The 16,980-nt window shown below is 30.2% G+C and carries 16 protein-coding genes; 1 reads left to right on the forward strand and 15 read right to left on the reverse strand.

Annotated elements, in window-relative coordinates; genetic code table 11:
- The first annotated feature begins 480 nt into the window (after positions 1-480).
- Positions 481-1,065: a spore protease YyaC gene (gene yyaC / locus GOQ27_RS12520; RefSeq protein WP_203367213.1), complete on the forward strand. Its 585-nt coding sequence runs from the start codon at positions 481-483 to the stop codon at positions 1,063-1,065.
- A gap of 26 nt (positions 1,066-1,091) precedes the next feature.
- Here the strand turns inward: yyaC and GOQ27_RS12525 are convergent, their stop codons facing one another.
- The 15 genes from GOQ27_RS12525 to GOQ27_RS12595 all read right to left on the reverse strand — a co-directional run bounded on the left by GOQ27_RS12525 (position 1,092) and on the right by GOQ27_RS12595 (position 16,944).
- Positions 1,092-1,370, reverse strand: coding sequence for a YkuS family protein (locus tag GOQ27_RS12525; protein ID WP_203367214.1), 279 nt, complete (start codon positions 1,368-1,370; stop codon positions 1,092-1,094).
- Between the two features lie 59 nt (positions 1,371-1,429).
- Entirely contained in the window at positions 1,430-2,308 is an 879-nt protein-coding gene (locus GOQ27_RS12530) for a diacylglycerol/lipid kinase family protein (RefSeq protein WP_203367215.1), read from the reverse strand.
- A 9-nt stretch (positions 2,309-2,317) separates the two neighbouring features.
- On the reverse strand, positions 2,318-2,854 hold the full coding sequence (locus tag GOQ27_RS12535; RefSeq protein ID WP_203367216.1) for a DUF4446 family protein: 537 nt from the start codon (positions 2,852-2,854) through the stop codon (positions 2,318-2,320).
- Between the two features lie 110 nt (positions 2,855-2,964).
- Entirely contained in the window at positions 2,965-4,110 is a 1,146-nt protein-coding gene (locus GOQ27_RS12540; RefSeq protein ID WP_203367217.1) for an aminotransferase class V-fold PLP-dependent enzyme, read from the reverse strand.
- 161 nt (positions 4,111-4,271) lie between these two features.
- A complete protein-coding gene (locus GOQ27_RS12545) occupies positions 4,272-6,017 on the reverse strand; it encodes an NADH-dependent [FeFe] hydrogenase, group A6 (RefSeq protein ID WP_203367218.1) in 1,746 nt (581 codons plus the stop codon).
- Positions 6,018-6,051: 34 nt separating this feature from the next.
- Positions 6,052-7,845: an NADH-quinone oxidoreductase subunit NuoF gene (gene nuoF, locus GOQ27_RS12550; RefSeq protein WP_203367219.1), complete on the reverse strand. Its 1,794-nt coding sequence runs from the start codon at positions 7,843-7,845 to the stop codon at positions 6,052-6,054.
- A 44-nt stretch (positions 7,846-7,889) separates the two neighbouring features.
- Positions 7,890-8,258, reverse strand: a complete 369-nt coding sequence (locus GOQ27_RS12555) for a (2Fe-2S) ferredoxin domain-containing protein (RefSeq protein ID WP_203367220.1) — start codon at positions 8,256-8,258, stop codon at positions 7,890-7,892.
- A 19-nt stretch (positions 8,259-8,277) separates the two neighbouring features.
- The gene (locus GOQ27_RS12560; protein ID WP_203367221.1) at positions 8,278-8,760 is read right to left on the reverse strand and encodes an NADH-quinone oxidoreductase subunit NuoE family protein; all 483 of its coding nucleotides are present in this window, start codon (positions 8,758-8,760) and stop codon (positions 8,278-8,280) included.
- Positions 8,761-9,057: 297 nt separating this feature from the next.
- On the reverse strand, positions 9,058-10,017 hold the full coding sequence (locus tag GOQ27_RS12565) for an NAD(P)H-dependent flavin oxidoreductase (protein WP_203367222.1): 960 nt from the start codon (positions 10,015-10,017) through the stop codon (positions 9,058-9,060).
- Positions 10,018-10,132: 115 nt separating this feature from the next.
- Positions 10,133-11,350 (reverse strand): [FeFe] hydrogenase H-cluster maturation GTPase HydF, encoded by a 1,218-nt coding sequence (gene hydF / locus GOQ27_RS12570; protein WP_203367223.1) that lies wholly within the window; start codon positions 11,348-11,350, stop codon positions 10,133-10,135.
- 10 nt (positions 11,351-11,360) lie between these two features.
- Complete coding sequence (gene hydE / locus GOQ27_RS12575; RefSeq protein ID WP_203367224.1) at positions 11,361-12,716, reverse strand: [FeFe] hydrogenase H-cluster radical SAM maturase HydE; 1,356 nt, start codon at positions 12,714-12,716, stop codon at positions 11,361-11,363.
- 12 nt (positions 12,717-12,728) lie between these two features.
- The gene (gene hydG, locus GOQ27_RS12580) at positions 12,729-14,144 is read right to left on the reverse strand and encodes a [FeFe] hydrogenase H-cluster radical SAM maturase HydG (protein WP_203367225.1); all 1,416 of its coding nucleotides are present in this window, start codon (positions 14,142-14,144) and stop codon (positions 12,729-12,731) included.
- A 134-nt stretch (positions 14,145-14,278) separates the two neighbouring features.
- Positions 14,279-15,163, reverse strand: a complete 885-nt coding sequence (locus GOQ27_RS12585) for a PhzF family phenazine biosynthesis protein (protein ID WP_203367226.1) — start codon at positions 15,161-15,163, stop codon at positions 14,279-14,281.
- Between the two features lie 134 nt (positions 15,164-15,297).
- Positions 15,298-16,170 (reverse strand): ParB/RepB/Spo0J family partition protein, encoded by an 873-nt coding sequence (locus tag GOQ27_RS12590; protein WP_203367227.1) that lies wholly within the window; start codon positions 16,168-16,170, stop codon positions 15,298-15,300.
- The gene (locus GOQ27_RS12595; RefSeq protein ID WP_203367228.1) at positions 16,171-16,944 is read right to left on the reverse strand and encodes a ParA family protein; all 774 of its coding nucleotides are present in this window, start codon (positions 16,942-16,944) and stop codon (positions 16,171-16,173) included.
- Between the last annotated feature and the right edge of the window lie 36 nt (positions 16,945-16,980).

Genomic DNA, 16,980 nt, shown 5'->3' on the forward strand with positions numbered 1-16,980 from the left:
TAACTTTGTACTGTTCAATTTTCAAAGACCAAATTGTTTTGTGCCGTTACCGGCGACTCTTAACACTATATCAAATAACAATTTCTTTGTCAATACTTTTTTTGAAAAAGTTTTTACTTTGTCGAATTCGTTGATTCTGTAAGCGACTCTTAGTACTATATCAATTGCTTTTTGGTTTGTCAACACTTTTTTCGTTTTAATAGTATACTACAAACCCCTTACTATATATTAATATTAAGATATTAGATAATCTCAATTATGCTTAATATGACTTCTTTCGACAAATAATAGCTTATCATATAACATGTTTGTTGTCAAGAAGTGCGTCATATTTGTTAACCTAGTTTATCATATATTTTTGGGTAATATATTGGGTAATATATATGTAGATACTTTTATATACATATTAAATGAAGTATTTTTTATTATAACTTTGGATAAAATCATAATATTATTTTGTTCCTAGGAGGTACTATGATAATGATTAAAATAAACAAAAATACTATAGATTGTAATTCTGATTTTGCTATATCTTCTTTTAGTCATATTTTGCAAAGTAAATTAATAGAAAAATATAATTATGTATATTCTGATTTAATTATTTTATGTATAGGTACTGATAGATCTACAGGAGATAGTTTAGGTCCATTAGTTGGATATTTCTTAGAAAGAAGATTGTTTAATTCCAAAGATAATGTTTACGTTTATGGAACCCTTGATTCCCCTGTTCACGCAAAAAATCTTGATGAATATATTATGAAAATTAATAAAGATCACCTAAATCCTTTTATAATTGCTATTGATGCTTCTTTAGGAACTCTTGAAAGAATTGGTTTTATTTCTGTATGGGATGGGCCCTTAAAACCAGGAGCTGGAGTTAATAAGAAACTTACAGAAATAGGAGATATTCATATCACTGGAGTTGTTAATGTTTCTGGATTCATGGAATTTATGGTTCTTCAAAATACCAGACTTAATATTGTAATGAAAATGGCAAATGTTATATCTAATTCAATTATATATTCTATATCTAAAATGCGAATCAACACTGATGCATTAAATTAAGGCTGGTAATCCAGCCTTTTTACTTATTAAAATAATGGTGTATAATATCCTTTATTTATTATTTCTTCTATTTGTTCTATATTTTTTCCTGTTGCATTTATAAGTAATGTTCCTTTTGGATTCTCTATTGGCTCACCATTATCCATATCCATCATATTGGTTAAACTAGAAACATTATAGCCATCAGCCATATATATATATACCTCTGCACTATTAGAATCTTCACTATCTACTATGTTATATCCTCGTCTACTTAATTCTTGAGCTAACTCATTAAGTCCATTTTGTACTGATACATTTTTCAATAAAAACACCTCCAACAAAATACTGTTATTAGTATTTTCATTGAAGATAATTTTATGTATTATACTATTATATTTAATTTTTTTATATCTAAATTAAAATCTATAAGTCCATTTGTTTTTAATATATCTCCATCTACATTTAGAACAATTTCATTCTTTGAATATATTTTTAAGGATGATACTCGAATAAATTCTACATACTTATCGTACTTTCCATGCTTCCCATTATATACAGAAGGAAATAAAAATAATAATTTAAACTTAGCTATATTCTTTATGATGCATACATCCAGTTGATTATCAGTGATATCAGCCTTGGGACATATCTTCATTCCGCCACCATAGAATCTTCCATTAGCAACCGCTACTAATAATATATTCTCATCTCTTTTAATTCCATCATACTCAATTTTAATATTCTTGGATTTAAATGTAAATAAAGTTCTCAAAATTCCCATAGTATATGCTACTTTTCCTTTTAAAAACCCTTTAAATACTTTAGTATTCTCAACTATTTCAGCATCAAAACCTATACTTGCAACATTTAAAAAAATATTGTCTTGAGAAATACCAATATTAATTTCTTTTATCTTTCTTTTTACTATTCTCTTTATTGATTCTTTAATATCCAATGGAATATTCAATGTTCTAGCTAAATCATTTCCAGTACCCATAGGTATAATTCCTAATATTCCTTTATTTTTATATGAAATTCCACTAGCTACTTCTCTTACAGTGCCATCTCCACCTACTGCAACTATTATCCCATATTTCTTATCTATATATTCTTTAGTAATAACTGATGCATGATTTATTCCTTTAGTATAGATAATTGTATATTCATAATTAGTTTTATCAAGTTCACTTTTTATAAAAGGAGTAATGTCTTTTTTTCTGTTTTTTCCTGCAATTGGATTTACTATAAAAGCAATTTTCATTTAATCATCCTACTTAACCGCTTTTCTCATTTTATCTTCCATGTATAAAGAATTTCTCTTTGCTCTATCAATGGCTTGAATTTCTTCAATAGATAGCTTATAATCAGATTCTCCATTTATAACAGGCTTGCCATAAGTTATAGACTCATTCCTACCAAACAGATTCGAGATCACTATCCCTGTATTGTTATCATCTAATAGTGCTACTGAAAAACTTAAATCACTTCCCATATCATCGAAGGCATTATATCTTATCATTCCTACTCTTTGTATTGATGTTTTAAGCCTATTATCTATATTAGATGCATAATTTTTAACTTCTTTAACTTCTTCTTTAACATTTTTCATCTCATCTAAATGATTAAATAATATTTCTTCTAGGCTTGTCCCTTTACTATCCTCAAGTAATTTGTTATATTTTTTCTTTATAGAAGATACTCTGAATTCTTGAATTAAAAATAACAAAAGTAAAAACAATGAAAATACTATAAGTCCTAATATTATTTCGTTAGTATATAAATTTAAAATTTCATTAACCCTATCCATTTTCTACTCCCTTTCAATATTGTTTAGTTTATATTATTGTAGTTTCTATAATATACATTACTGCATTTCTTGTACTCTCAATATATCACGAATCTGCTAGGTAGATTTTTCTACCTAGCTTCTACTGCTATCTTTTTTATTGCTTCTAATGCCTTTGAAATATCTTCTTTCGTATTAAAGGGTCCTATGCTAAATCTAACCACCCCTTGTTCTAATGTCCCCAAGGTTTCATGGGCTAAAGGTGCACAATGGAGCCCTGATCTAGTTCCAATATCAAATACACTGTCTAATATATAGCTTATCTCTGAAGAGTCTTCATCTCCAATATTTAATGAAATTACAGGAGCTTGTTCTTCTATATTTGCTGGACCATATACCTTAACACCATCTATCTCATTTAATCCATCTAAAAATATTTTAAGAAGTTCTTTTTCATGATTTCTTATACTATCTATACCCTTATCTAGTATATACCTAACTCCAGCACCTAAACCTATAATTCCCGGAGTATTAGGTGTACCACTCTCGTATTTATCTGGTAGAATATCCGGTTGAATTAATTCATGAGACTTACTACCGGTACCCCCCTCTTTCATTTGCATTATGTCTAGACCTTCTTTTATATATAATCCTCCTGTTCCTTGAGGTCCTAGTAAACTTTTATGCCCTGGAAAGGCTAAGATATCTATATTCATTTCTTTTACATCTATAGGATATACTCCTGCAGTTTGAGCAGCATCAACCATATAATAAATATTATGTTTTCTTGCTAACTTTCCAATTTCTTTTATTGGAAATATAGTTCCGGTTACATTTGAAGCATGAGTTGTAACTATTAACTTTGTGTTTTGTTTGATGTTTCTCTCAATATCTTCTATATTTATAAAGCCTTTTTCATCACATCTTACTATTGTATTTTCTATTCCTTTTTCTTCTAATGCTATTATTGGTCTTAAAACTGAGTTATGTTCCATTGTGGTGGTAATTACATGGTCACCTTTTTTTAAAAAGCCTTTAATACCTAAATTTAAAGCTTCTGTTGCATTGTTTGTGAAAATTATATTCATTGGGTTTTCGATATTAAAAAGAACTGATAAAACTTCTCTGGTTTCATAAATTCCTCTTCCAGCTCTTAAAGATAATTTGTGTCCAGCTCTTCCTGGATTTGCTCCAAAATCTTTCATAGCTTCCATTACTGCATTATAAACTATATCTGGTTTCGGGAATGTTGTCGCTGCATTATCAAGATATATCAAGTCCCACACCTCCCTATTTATTTCATATTAATTATACCATAGTATGAGTAGATTTTAATTCATATTATTTTTAATCTAATTAAAATTTTATAGAAAATCTTGTGTTTTAAACAATTTATAAAACAAAAGGTGATAGCCTATGTAAGCTATCACCTTTTGTTTTATAATGTATACTTTTCTCTTTTTATATAATGAGTATGCAATAATTCATGAGACTTATGACTGTTTGGTTTTACTAAGAACTCATCATATACCTTCTTAATCATTGGATTTTCGTGAGATTTTCTTATTTTCTTATTTTTATCTTCTCCATAAAGAGCTTTAGCTCTTTCTTGTCTTATATCTTTAGTCCATCTATCTTGTGCAGTAATATATGGCTGTCCACCACCGGCTACACAGCCACCAGAGCAACCCATAACCTCTATAAAGTGATATTCTTTCTCGCCATTCTTTATCATATCTAACACTTTACTTGCTTGACCAGTGCTGTGAACTACTGCTATATTTAAAGTCTGATCTCCCAGCTCTATAGTAGCTTCCTTGATTCCTTCTATACCTCTTACTCCTTCGAAATCAATGCTCTCTAACTCTTTTTCTAATACTACTTCTGATACGGTTCTAAGGGCAGCTTCCATAACTCCACCTGTAGCTCCAAATATAACTCCTGCTCCTGTAGACTCTCCTAATATTTCATCAAACTCCTCATCTTGAAGTTTTAAGAAATCTATTCGTGCTTCTTTTATCATTTTAGATAATTCTCTTGTAGTTAATACTGCATCTATATCCTGTAATCCATTATGGGATAATTCTTCTCTATCTGCCTCAAATTTCTTTGCAGAGCATGGCATAACAGATACTACATATATATCTTCTGGATTAATTCCATTCTTCTTAGCATAATATGTCTTAATTATTGCTCCTGTCATCTGAGCTGGTGATTTACAAGATGAAAGATTATCTAAAAACTCTGGATAATATAACTCACAGAATTTCACCCAACCTGGTGAACAAGATGTTATCATTGGTAGAGTTCCACCATTTTGTAATCTATCTAGTAACTCATATCCTTCTTCCATTATAGTAAGGTCTGCACCAAAGTCAGTATCGAATATCTTATCAAATCCTAATCTTCTCAATGATGCTACCATTTTTCCTGTTACACTTGTACCCATCTCTAATCCAAAGTCTTCACCTAAAGCAGCCCTTACTGCTGGAGCAGTCTGTACAACTACATGTTTTTTAGGATCATCAATTGCTTCCCACACATAATCTATTTCTTCTTTTTCTCTTAGAGCAGCTACTGGACATACGGATATACATTGCCCACAGTTTATACAAGGAATATCATCCATACCTCTTTCAAAAGCTGGTGCTACAGTAGTTTCATATCCTCTATTAGTGAAAGATAATACCCCTACATTTTGAACCTCACTACATACACTTACACATCTACCACATAAGATACACTTATTTGGGTCTCTAACTATAGATGGTGATGAAGTATCTACTGGGCGTACAATTGACTCTCCAGGAAAGCTTATTTCTCTAACTCCTAAATCATCTGAAATAGTTTGTAATTCACAATTTTTGTTTCTAGCACAAGTTAAACATTCTCTATCATGATTAGAAAGTATAAGCTCTAATGTAGCTTTTCTTGCTTCTCTTACTTTCTTAGTGTTTGTTTTTACATTCATTCCTTCTGTAACAGGTAATACACAAGCAGTCTGTAATGTTCTTGCTCCTTCTACATCTACTAAACACATTCTACAAGCTCCAACTTCATTTATATCTTTTAAATAACATAAAGTAGGAATATCAATGCCTTGATTTCTTGCAGCTTCAAGAACTGTAGAATTCTCAGGAACACTAATTTGTTGATTATCTATAGTAATGGTAATCATATTCATGATCTACACCCCTTCTTATCTATTTCGGTTAAGATTAAGCTAACAACACAGCTCCAAATGGACATTTATCCAAACAAGCTCCACATTTAATACATTTATCTTGATGTATTATGTGATTTTCTTTTCTTTCACCTTCTATAGCATCTACAGGACATGCTTTAGCACATAAAGTACATCCTTTACATTTTTCTTCATCTATTGTATATGCTAATAATGATTTACATGCTCCTGCTGGACATCTTTTTTCATGAACATGAGCCTCATATTCATCTCTAAAGTATTTCAATGTTGATAACACAGGGTTTGGTGCTGTTTGACCTAGACCACATAGAGCAGATGTTTTTATATTTTCTGCTAATCTTTCTAATCTATCAAGGTCTTCAGGCTCACCATTGCCCTCAGTTATTTTTTCAAGAATTTCTAACATTCTCTTAGTACCTATTCTACATGGAGGACATTTACCGCAGGATTCCTCAACAGTAAAATCTAAGAAGAATCTTGCTATATCAACCATACAGTTATCTTCATCCATAACTATCATACCACCAGAACCCATCATAGATCCTAATGCTGTTAAGGAGTCAAAGTCAATTGGAGTGTCTATAAAATCAGATGTAAGACATCCACCGGAAGGTCCTCCTGTTTGAACAGCTTTAAATGCTTTTCCTTCAGGTATTCCTCCACCAATATCATATATAACTTCTTTTAGACTTGTTCCCATAGGGATTTCTACTAACCCTGTGTTGTTGATTTTTCCACCCAATGCAAATACCTTTGTCCCCGGTGACTTTTCAGTTCCAATACTTCTAAACCATTCTGCACCTTTTAATATTATCAAAGGTACATTTGCATATGTCTCTACATTGTTTATTAATGTAGGTTTTCCCCATAAACCTTTATTAGCTGGGAATGGTGGCTTTGGTCTTGGCATACCTCTTTCACCTTCGATAGAAGCTATAAGAGCTGTTTCCTCTCCACAAACAAAAGCTCCTGCTCCAAGACGAATTTCCATATCGAACTCAAAATCAGTTCCAAAAATATTTTTCCCTAAAAGTCCTTTACTTCTTGCTTGATCAATAGCTATTTGTAATCTATCTACTGCTATAGGGTATTCAGCTCTAACGTATACATATCCTTGTTTTGCACCTATAGCATAACCTGCTAATGCCATAGCTTCTATAACTGCATGAGGATCCCCTTCTAATATACTTCTATCCATGAATGCTCCTGGATCTCCCTCATCAGCATTACATAATATATATTTTTCATCCCCTTCAGCGTTAGCTGTAAATTGCCATTTAAGACCAGAAGAGAATCCTCCGCCTCCTCTACCTCTTAACCCTGAATCTTTTATTACTTCAATTACATCTTGAGGAGTCATTTCAGTTAAAGCTTTACCTAATGCTAAATATCCATCCATTGCAATATACTCTGTTATATCTTCTGGATTTATAACTCCACAGTTTTTCAATGCTAATCTTTTTTGTTTTTTATAGAAATCTACTTCATTAACTGATTTTATCTTTTCGTTATCAAAGGACTCTTTAAATAATTTACTTTTTACTATTCTTCCTTTTAATAGATGTTCTTCTACTATTTCAGGAACATCCTCTATCTTAATGTGACTATAAAAAGCTCCTTCAGGATATACTATTACGATAGGTCCTGCTTCACATAATCCAAAACACCCTGTTCTGATAACTTGTATTTCCTTGTCTAATTCTTTATCTAAAAGTACTTCATTAAATTTTTCTTCTATTTTGTCTGACCTTGAGGAAGCACACCCTGTACCACCACATATAAGAACATGAGATCTATAGATATTCATATCCTTTCCTCCTTTTTAATATAAATGTTTCACGTGAAACATTATTATTTTTGTACAGATCCTACTGTATATTCATCTACTATTTTTCCGTTCACTATATGCTCTGCTATTACTTTTCTTGCCTTCTCAGGGGTCATATTAACATAAGTTACCTTTTCTTCCCCTGGTCTGTATATTTCTACTATAGGTTCCAAACTGCACATTCCTATACAACCAGTTTGATTTATCTTAACATCAGTTAAATTTCTTTTATTAGCTTCTTCTACCATAGCCATCAAAACAGGTCTTGCTCCAGCAGATATTCCACAAGTAGCCATTCCTACAACTATTCTAGTTCCTTCTCTTTCTTGTCTTAAATCTACGTTCTTGATAGCTTCTTCTCTTATTTTTTTTAATTCCTCTAGAGATTTCATATTAGCACCCCCATTTAAATTAATATTTCTTTAATATGTCCTTAGCTTCACCAGTTTTCAGCTTCCCATAAACATCTTCATTTATCGTCATTACAGGAGCTAGTCCACATGCACCTATACATCTTGTTGCTACTAGGGAGAACTTTCTATCCTTAGTAGTTCCTCCTACTTCCACGTTTATCTCTTTTTTAATCTCATCTATAATATCTTGAGCACCTTTAACATAGCATGCTGTTCCAAGACAAACCCCTATAGTGTAATCTCCCTTTGGAATTAATGAGAATTGTGAGTAAAAGGTTGCCACACCGTAAATCTCTGCCAAAGGTACGTTTAACTCTTCTGATATAATTTTCTGTACTTCAATTGGTAAATAGCCAAAAATCTTTTGAGCTTTATGAAGAACAGGCATAAGAGATCCTTTTAGCTGTTTCTTCTCGTCAATTACTTTTTTTAGCTCTTCAATCTTTGATGCATTCTTATCCCAATCAAATTTAAACTCCATATTATTACCTCCCCATTGAATTTTGTTAATTAAATAACTATAATGTTGTATTAAAATTTTACATATAATGAATTAATTTACTATGTCATCTTTTACCTCATATCATTGTCACCGCTTTAATTATATATTGATTGTTAAAGTAAAGTCAATCAATATATAATTAGAAAGACTTTTTAACTATTTAAGTTTTTGTAATAAACTAAACGTTTTCATTGTTAATTTTTATTCTATTTTATGCAATATAAGTTTTTCTTATAATAAAGGAATCTGACATACTCAGTATGTCAGATTCCTTTATTATTTCTTTGATTCTTCAACTACTTTATCATATTTTTTTTTTAGGTTACTTATTACTTGAGATATGGGTAGAGTTTCTTTAATTCTTCCTACTCCTTGTCCTGCAGACCATATGTCTTTCCATGCTTTTGATCCTGTTGAATTTTCTTCAGAAAAATCAAAAGATTGTTTTCGTTCTAACTCATCAATCTTTATACCTGCTTGTTTTATACTAGGTATTAGAAAGTTAGCGTTTACACCAGTGATTGCATCAGTATATAGTATATCATCTAAGTTTGAATTTATTAGCATTTCCTGGTATTTACTATTTGCCATACTCTCTTTTGTAGATATAAATTTAGTACCTATTGATACTAAATCTGCACCTAAAACATTTGCTGCAATTATATCCTTACCAGTAGATATTGCTCCTGCTAAAATAGTCAATCCATTCCAGAATTCTTTAACTTCTCCTATAAATGCAAACGGATTTAGAGCTCCTCCATGACCTCCTGCACCACTACATACTAAAATCAAGCCATCTATGCCTTTATTAGCGGCTTTTTTTGCATGAACTAGTTTAGTTACATCTGAGAAAACAAGACCATTATATTCATGTACAGCCTCTATCACTGGAGTTGGATCTCCTAAGGAAGTAATTACAATTGGTGGTTTATATTTTTTTATCATTTTTAAATCTTCTTTATATCTTTTATTAGATTTATGTACAATAATATTTACTGCCCAAGGAGCTACTTTTCTATCTATATTGTCATTTTTGTACTCTTCTAACTCCATTGTTATATCTTTCATCCATTCTTCTAAAGTGTCAGTTGTACGAGCATTTAATAGTGGAAATGAACCTATTATACCTGCTTTACAGCTTTCTATAACCATTTTGGGACTAGATATTAAGAACATTGGTGCAGAGATAATAGGAAGTTCAAGTTCGTTTATGAACTTTTTAGATACTTTATTCATAATATTATACCTACCTTTCATAATAATTATATCATTAATTAATATACACTAAAAAATATTAAATAAAACCATAAAAGAAAGGTATAAGTTTAATCGTTAAACTTATACCTTTCTTTTATACTAATAACATATTCTTTTCGTTAGGAAAGATTTCTATTGCTCTTGGCAAAATATCATGCTTGTATGCTAAAAATATACCATAATTCACTATAGGTATACTTCTAACTGAGGCTCTTTCTATTCTACTCAACATCTCTTTTCTATTTATCATACAGCCTCCACAATGGACTATCATAGAGTACTTAGAAATGTCTTCTGGTATTGTACTTCCTGAACTCCACTCAAATTTCAGGTTCTTTTCCGAGAGTTCCTGTAAAAATTGAGGAATTTTATCCCTTCCAATATCTCCTTTTTGTCTATGATGAGTACAAGCCTCACTTATTAATATAGTATCATCTTCATTTAATTTTTTTATATTATTTACTCCTTTGATAAATTCTCTAAGCTCTCCTTTATACCTAGCAAATAATATAGAGTAGCTAGTGAGATATATATTTTCAGGTACTATGTCTTTAATTCTTCCAAAGGCTTGAGAGTCTGTTATAACAAGTTTTATTTTGTCTCCAAATAATTCTATTGTTTTTTCAAGCTCCGTATCTTGGACCACAATATTAATCCCATTATGATCTAATACATCCCTTATTGTCTGTACTTGGGGCAATATTAGTCTACCTTTTGGTGCTGCCTCATCTATAGGAACCACCTGTACTACTACATCGTTTTTATCTATTTTATCTCCAATAATCACTTTTTTTTCATATTCAATATCTTTAGAGTATTGGGCTATTTTGTCTTTAAATTCATCTATACCATTCTTAGTTTTTGCACTTACTTTTAATAGTTCTATTCCTAATTCTTTTTTTATTATGTCAATATCTATGTCTTGTTTATCTATCTTATTAACTGCACCAAGTATAGGTATATTTTTTTTCTTAATCATTTTAATTATATCTTTTTCATATTGAAAATCTTCCTGTTCTGAATCTATCAAAAGAATAGCTAAATCTGTCTTTTCTAATACCTTAAGAGTTTTCTTTACTCTTAAGTCTCCTAATTCCCCTGTATCATCAATTCCCGCTGTATCTATTACAACCACTGGACCTATTGGTAGTATCTCCATAGATTTATATACTGGATCTGTTGTAGTTCCCTTTGTTTTACTCACTAATGCTATATCCTGATTTGTTATAGCATTAATAAGGCTAGATTTACCTGCATTTCTTTTGCCAAATATTCCTATATGAAGTCTATTGGCTCTAGGAGTATTATTCATTTTTATCACCTCATTTTATACTATTATCTATTTTATATCCTAACTCTTCGATATAACTATAGTTAAGATACTTAGGTAATTTTCTTTTTGAGTCTAAAGTAGATTGTATAGCAAAATCTAAATCCACCATGTTTTTATTAGAGTATATTCCATAGTTTTCTCTTAGGGCCTTAGGGGTACTTATTAACATAATAGTATTAGCTCCAGCTTCAAGAGCTAAAGTTTGACCTAAAGAATTTAGACTTGCTATTGCAGTAGTTGCAGGAATGAATACATTTTGACAAATAATCCTTGTAATAGCTACTACTTTTAAGTTTAACTTAAGGTCTGACTTTGAATAGTTTTCATAGGGTGTACCTTTTGCTGGTAGGAATGGTCCAAAACCTATCATATGAACTCCAAAATCCCTTTGAAATAAAATAACATCTGCTATTTCTTCAAGTGTTTGAGTAGGAAGACCTATCATTCCTCCTGATCCTACCCTCATTCCAGCTTCTTTTATCCAGGTTGTATGTTGAACTCTAGTATCTAAATCATCATCTGGGTGAATATAATCAAACAATCTCTTGCTATAAGTTTCTATTTTTAACAGATAATTATTTACTCCTGCCTCACTAAATAATCTATATTCTTTTTCTGTTCTTTCCCCTACACTTAAAGTTATTCCCATTCTATATTTTTCTTTTATTGACTTAATTATATTTAATAACTTATCTGTTGTATAAAAAGGATCTTCACCAGATTGTAATATCACTGTTTTTATTCCTATTTTATAAAGATAGTCTACTTCTTCTAATATTTCTTCTTCACTCATTCTGTATCTATGTTGTTTACTATCTTTTCTTAATCCACAGTAGTTACAGTTCTTTATACAGTAGTTGGAGAATTCTACAGCGGCTCGCAATTCAATCCTGTCTCCTACACACTCTTTTCTTATTATATCAGCCGTTGTTATTAAAGCATTATATTCTTCTTCCGTTTCTCTATTGAGAAGATATAATACATCTTTTTTTGATATATCTTCATTGTTTTGAACCTTATTAATTATCTTTTTCATATCATCAGATATATTCATCTCTAATACTGAAGATAAATCATATCTATATCTATTATCTAAAGAATAGATACCTTTGTACTCTATCTTACTTTTTTTTATCAAGTTTTCTATTTCTTTTTTATCCTTAAAATCAAATTTAATTGCAGTAGTACATATTTCCCCAAATCCTTTAGGTGTGGGAATAAGTTCATTGGAAACAATATTTTTATCTAATATGTCTTTTGCATACATCATATGTGTTTTAGATGAACATACAAGTATATAAGGTTTTTGAAAGTTGTTCTTAATAAATTTATTTAATATGGACATATATTCTCCTTTCTAGAAGTATAAATCCCTTTCTCCATCTTCTAATCTTTTTAACCTATCCTTTAGCTCTTTCTCGAAATTCTTATTTTCTACCTCTTGGGATAATTTATTTATTATTTTCTCTGCACTTTCCCTAGTTTCTTCAGATGCATAATCTAATGTGTGCTCCTTCAAAGTTAGTAAAGCATTTGATCTACATATACTCTTCATTTTTCCTTCTTTTACTAGTTTCATGAAGTCCTCTCCCGTTCGTCCCACTCTATAACAGGCTGTACAAAAACTAGGTATATATCCAGTATCACTTATTGTTTTAACTACCTCATCTAAACTTCTCTCATCATCAGTATAGAATTGATCAGACTCATGCTTTCTATTTTCCTTATATCCACCTGGACTAGTACTAGAGTTTGCACTTAATTGAGATACACCTAAATCTAAAAGTTCATCTCTTAATTTTTTTGACTCTCTAGTGGATAGTATTATTCCTGTATAAGGAACAGCTAATCTAATAATAGCTACTAATTTTTTAAACTCATTATCTGTGATAGGATACTCAACCTCTTCCATTTTTGCACCAGGAGCTGGTCTAAGTCTTGGTACTGATATAGTATGAGGACCACAATTGTATTTTTTATCTAGATATTGTGCATGCATTAATAGAGCCAGAGTATCAAATTTATAATCATATAAACCATATAATACACCCATTCCTAAATCATCTATTCCAGCTTCCATAGCTCTGTCCATAACTTCTAATCTATAATCATAATCAGCTTTAGGTCCAGTAGGATGTACCCTTTTATAGGTTTGTCTATGATAAGTTTCTTGAAAACATTGATATGTTCCTATTTCTGCATCTTTAAGTTTCTTAAAGTCCTCTATATCCATAGGTGCTGAGTTTATGTTTAATCTTCTCATATCACTATTATCATAAATTTCTTTAATAGTTTCTATTATATAATCTAATGGTGCAGATATATTATCCTCTCCTGCAACTAATAATAATCTCTTTTGACCACTTCGTTCTAATGCTTTTGCCTCGGCAATAACCTCATTAATCTCCAATGTCTTTCTTGGAAGATCTTTATTAGCAACTCTAAATCCACAGTATAAACAATTATTTATGCATTTATTAGTTAAATATAGAGGTGCAAATAATACTATTCTTTTTCCATATATATTTTCTTTTATTTCTTTAGCTGTATTAAAAATTTCATTAATATGTTCTTTATCCTCAACGTTTAGTAATATAGCAGTTTCTTCTAAAGATAACCCTTTAGCTTGTTTACTCTTTTCTAATATCTTATCTATTTCTTCAAAGGATGGTGCAATTGATTTTTCAAGAATATTATTAATTCTTTTCTCATCTATAATCATTTTAATCTCCTTCCATAGATTAATACTTGATTTTACTATATTGTAACTCATTATATCATAAGATTCTCTATTAGATATTTTTTTAACAATTATATTTTTTTAATATATTAGTCTATTAAAAGGATTTATTACATTTTATTTTTCAAAAGTAAAAATAAAAAAAGACCTAAGATTTTGTCTTAGGTCTAACAATGTATAACTCCTTCAATAATAATTGATGCTTTGCCTCCTACTTCTATGCAATTTGGATTTGACTCACTAATCTTACATAAAATCTCAGAGGGTCTATTTAGTATTTCTCCCTGCTTTATTGTAATTTTATCTTTATTTATAATATTATTTTCTCTAAGATAATAGAATAAGGCTCCATTTGCAGTTCCTGTAGCAGCTTCTTCATTAATCCCTACTAATGGTGCAAAGTTCCTAGTATATACTTGTCCTTTTTCGATTGTAAAAGCATGTATACCAGTAACATCTAATTTTTTAGATAGTTTTGTAACCTTATTATAGTCAATTTCAATTTTATTTAAAGTCTCTTTATTTTTAATAGGAACCATGAGATCTGGGAGCCCGGTAGATATTATTTGGCTTTTTATTTTTTTAGATTCTAAGCCTAATTCATCAATATTAATATTCATAGAAACTAATAATTCATCTACTTCATCTAATTGTCCTATTAATTTAGGAGAAGCCTGTTCCATAAAAATATTATCAATTTCTCCATCACTACAGTAAACATCTACATATAACTTTCCTGCTTTAGTATGCTGATAATATCTTTTAGTTTCATTATCTATCCCCTTCAAATAGCCCTTTGAAGCTAAAGTATAAAAAGTTGCTATAGTAGCATGTCCACAAAGATCAACTTCCTGAGTGGGTGTGAAAAATCTCACCTTGTAATTATCTTCATCTATTTTCTGTACAAAAGCTGTTTCTGATAAATTAATCTCTGTGGCAATTCTTTGCATATCCTGTGAAGACAAACCCTTTGCATCAGGAATTACTCCTGCTGGATTTCCACTAAACTTCTTATCGGAAAATGCATCAACTAGATACATTATGATTTCCATAAACATCTCTCCTTAAATCTTGCCTTAATTACAATTATATCAAATTATTACAATTTATATAGTGGTATTTATTAGGATGTTTCACGTGAAACATTTTAAATCAAAAACTACTCTTTTATATTAGAAGAGTACTATTATTTATCTAATAACTCTAATATTCTATCTAGATCTTCATCATTATAATATTCTATTTCAATCTTGCTTTTTTTCTTACCTTTATTAATAGTTACTTTAGTGCCTAATATCTTTCTTAAATTTTCTTCTATTCCTTTAGTAAGAGGATCTTGTTTTTTTTCTTTTTTAGGTTTTTGCTGTTTTGGTTTTTGTAATTCCTTAACTAATTTTTCAGTTTCCCTAACACTTAAATCATTTTCTAATATAGATAGTGCTACGTTATATTGTTTCTCCTTGTCAGATATTGATAATAAAGTCCTGCCATGTCCAGATGATAATTGCCCCTTTTTTATCATGCTTTTTACTTTATCGGAGAGGTTTAATAACCTTATTAAATTAGAAATATAAGTCCTGCTCTTTCCTACTATTTCTGATAATTCTTCTTGAGTTAAGTTGTGTTTTTTAAGCATATGATCATAAGCAATTGCTTCTTCTATTGAATTTAAATCTTCCCTTTGAATATTTTCTACTAATGCCATTTCGGTAGATTTTCTCTCATCTTCTGATCTTAAAATACATGGTACTTTATCTAATCCTATGAGTTTCGCAGCTCTAAATCTTCTTTCACCAGCAATAATTTCATATCCTGATTTATCTTTTTTGACTACAATTGGTTGTATTAATCCAACCTTTTCTATAGACTCAGATAATTCTTTTAAACTTTCATTATTAAAGGATTGTCTAGGTTGATTTGCATTTGGTTTTATATCTGATATATTTACACTTATAATTTTTTCTTCACCTTGATTATCTATGATTTTGATTTCTTCTTGAGGTTCATCAGGGATTAAAGCTGATAAGCCTCTTCCTAATCCTCTTTTCTTTTTAGTCATTTATATCACATCCTCAATATAATCTAAAAATTCTTCAGCAAGTTCCATATATGCCTCTGCTCCTTTTGATTTAGGATCATAATCAATTATTGACAATCCATAACTAGGTGCTTCTGCTAATCTTACATTTCTAGGAATAATAGTTGTATAGACTTTTCCTTTAAAATATTTTTTAACTTCATCTACTACTTGAATAGAAAGGTTAGTTCTACCATCAAACATGCTTAGTACTACCCCTTCTACCTCTAAGTTTTCATTTAATCCCTTCTTTACTAACTTAATAGTAGACATAAGTTGACTTACTCCCTCTAAGGCATAATACTCACATTGAATAGGAATTATAACGCTATCTACTGCTACCAATGAATTTATAGTCAGTAATCCCAGGGAGGGAGGGCAATCTACAAATATATAATCATACTTGTCCTTTATTTTATCAATAGCATTCTTCAGTATAATTTCTCTTTGCTCCCTATTAGTTAATTCTATTTCAGCCCCTGCTAATTCTACATTTGATGGAACTAAGTGAAGATTTTCTATTTCTGTTTCTAATATAACATTTTCTATATCTTCACCCTCTATTAAAATATCATAAATAGAGTTATCCAGTGACTTTTTATCTATTCCAAAACCACTAGTTGTATTTCCTTGGGGATCAATATCTATAACTAATATCTTGCGGTTTAGTTTTGCAATACATGCACTTAAGTTTACGTTAGTTGTTGTTTTTCCTACTCCACCCTTTTGATTAAATATTGCAATTGTCTTTCCCATTCAATCAACTCCACTCCTATTTCTAATTTATTTTTA

The organism is Anaeromonas frigoriresistens, from assembly GCF_016820655.1.
Classification (GTDB): domain Bacteria; phylum Bacillota; class Clostridia; order Tissierellales; family SIT17; genus Anaeromonas; species Anaeromonas frigoriresistens.

Excerpts from the sequence above, each read along its gene's own strand:
- yyaC (WP_203367213.1), top strand. The coding sequence starts at position 481 with ATGATTAAAATAAACAAAAATACTATAGATTGTAATTCTGATTTTGCT.
- GOQ27_RS12530 (WP_203367215.1), bottom strand. The coding sequence starts at position 2,308 with ATGAAAATTGCTTTTATAGTAAATCCAATTGCAGGAAAAAACAGAAAA.
- GOQ27_RS12535 (WP_203367216.1), bottom strand. The coding sequence starts at position 2,854 with ATGGATAGGGTTAATGAAATTTTAAATTTATATACTAACGAAATAATA.
- GOQ27_RS12545 (WP_203367218.1), bottom strand. The coding sequence starts at position 6,017 with ATGAATATGATTACCATTACTATAGATAATCAACAAATTAGTGTTCCT.
- nuoF (WP_203367219.1), bottom strand. The coding sequence starts at position 7,845 with ATGAATATCTATAGATCTCATGTTCTTATATGTGGTGGTACAGGGTGT.
- GOQ27_RS12555 (WP_203367220.1), bottom strand. The coding sequence starts at position 8,258 with ATGAAATCTCTAGAGGAATTAAAAAAAATAAGAGAAGAAGCTATCAAG.
- GOQ27_RS12560 (WP_203367221.1), bottom strand. The coding sequence starts at position 8,760 with ATGGAGTTTAAATTTGATTGGGATAAGAATGCATCAAAGATTGAAGAG.
- GOQ27_RS12565 (WP_203367222.1), bottom strand. The coding sequence starts at position 10,017 with ATGAATAAAGTATCTAAAAAGTTCATAAACGAACTTGAACTTCCTATT.
- hydF (WP_203367223.1), bottom strand. The coding sequence starts at position 11,350 with ATGAATAATACTCCTAGAGCCAATAGACTTCATATAGGAATATTTGGC.
- hydE (WP_203367224.1), bottom strand. The coding sequence starts at position 12,716 with ATGTCCATATTAAATAAATTTATTAAGAACAACTTTCAAAAACCTTAT.
- hydG (WP_203367225.1), bottom strand. The coding sequence starts at position 14,144 with ATGAGTTACAATATAGTAAAATCAAGTATTAATCTATGGAAGGAGATT.
- GOQ27_RS12585 (WP_203367226.1), bottom strand. The coding sequence starts at position 15,163 with ATGGAAATCATAATGTATCTAGTTGATGCATTTTCCGATAAGAAGTTT.
- GOQ27_RS12590 (WP_203367227.1), bottom strand. The coding sequence starts at position 16,170 with ATGACTAAAAAGAAAAGAGGATTAGGAAGAGGCTTATCAGCTTTAATC.
- GOQ27_RS12595 (WP_203367228.1), bottom strand. The coding sequence starts at position 16,944 with ATGGGAAAGACAATTGCAATATTTAATCAAAAGGGTGGAGTAGGAAAA.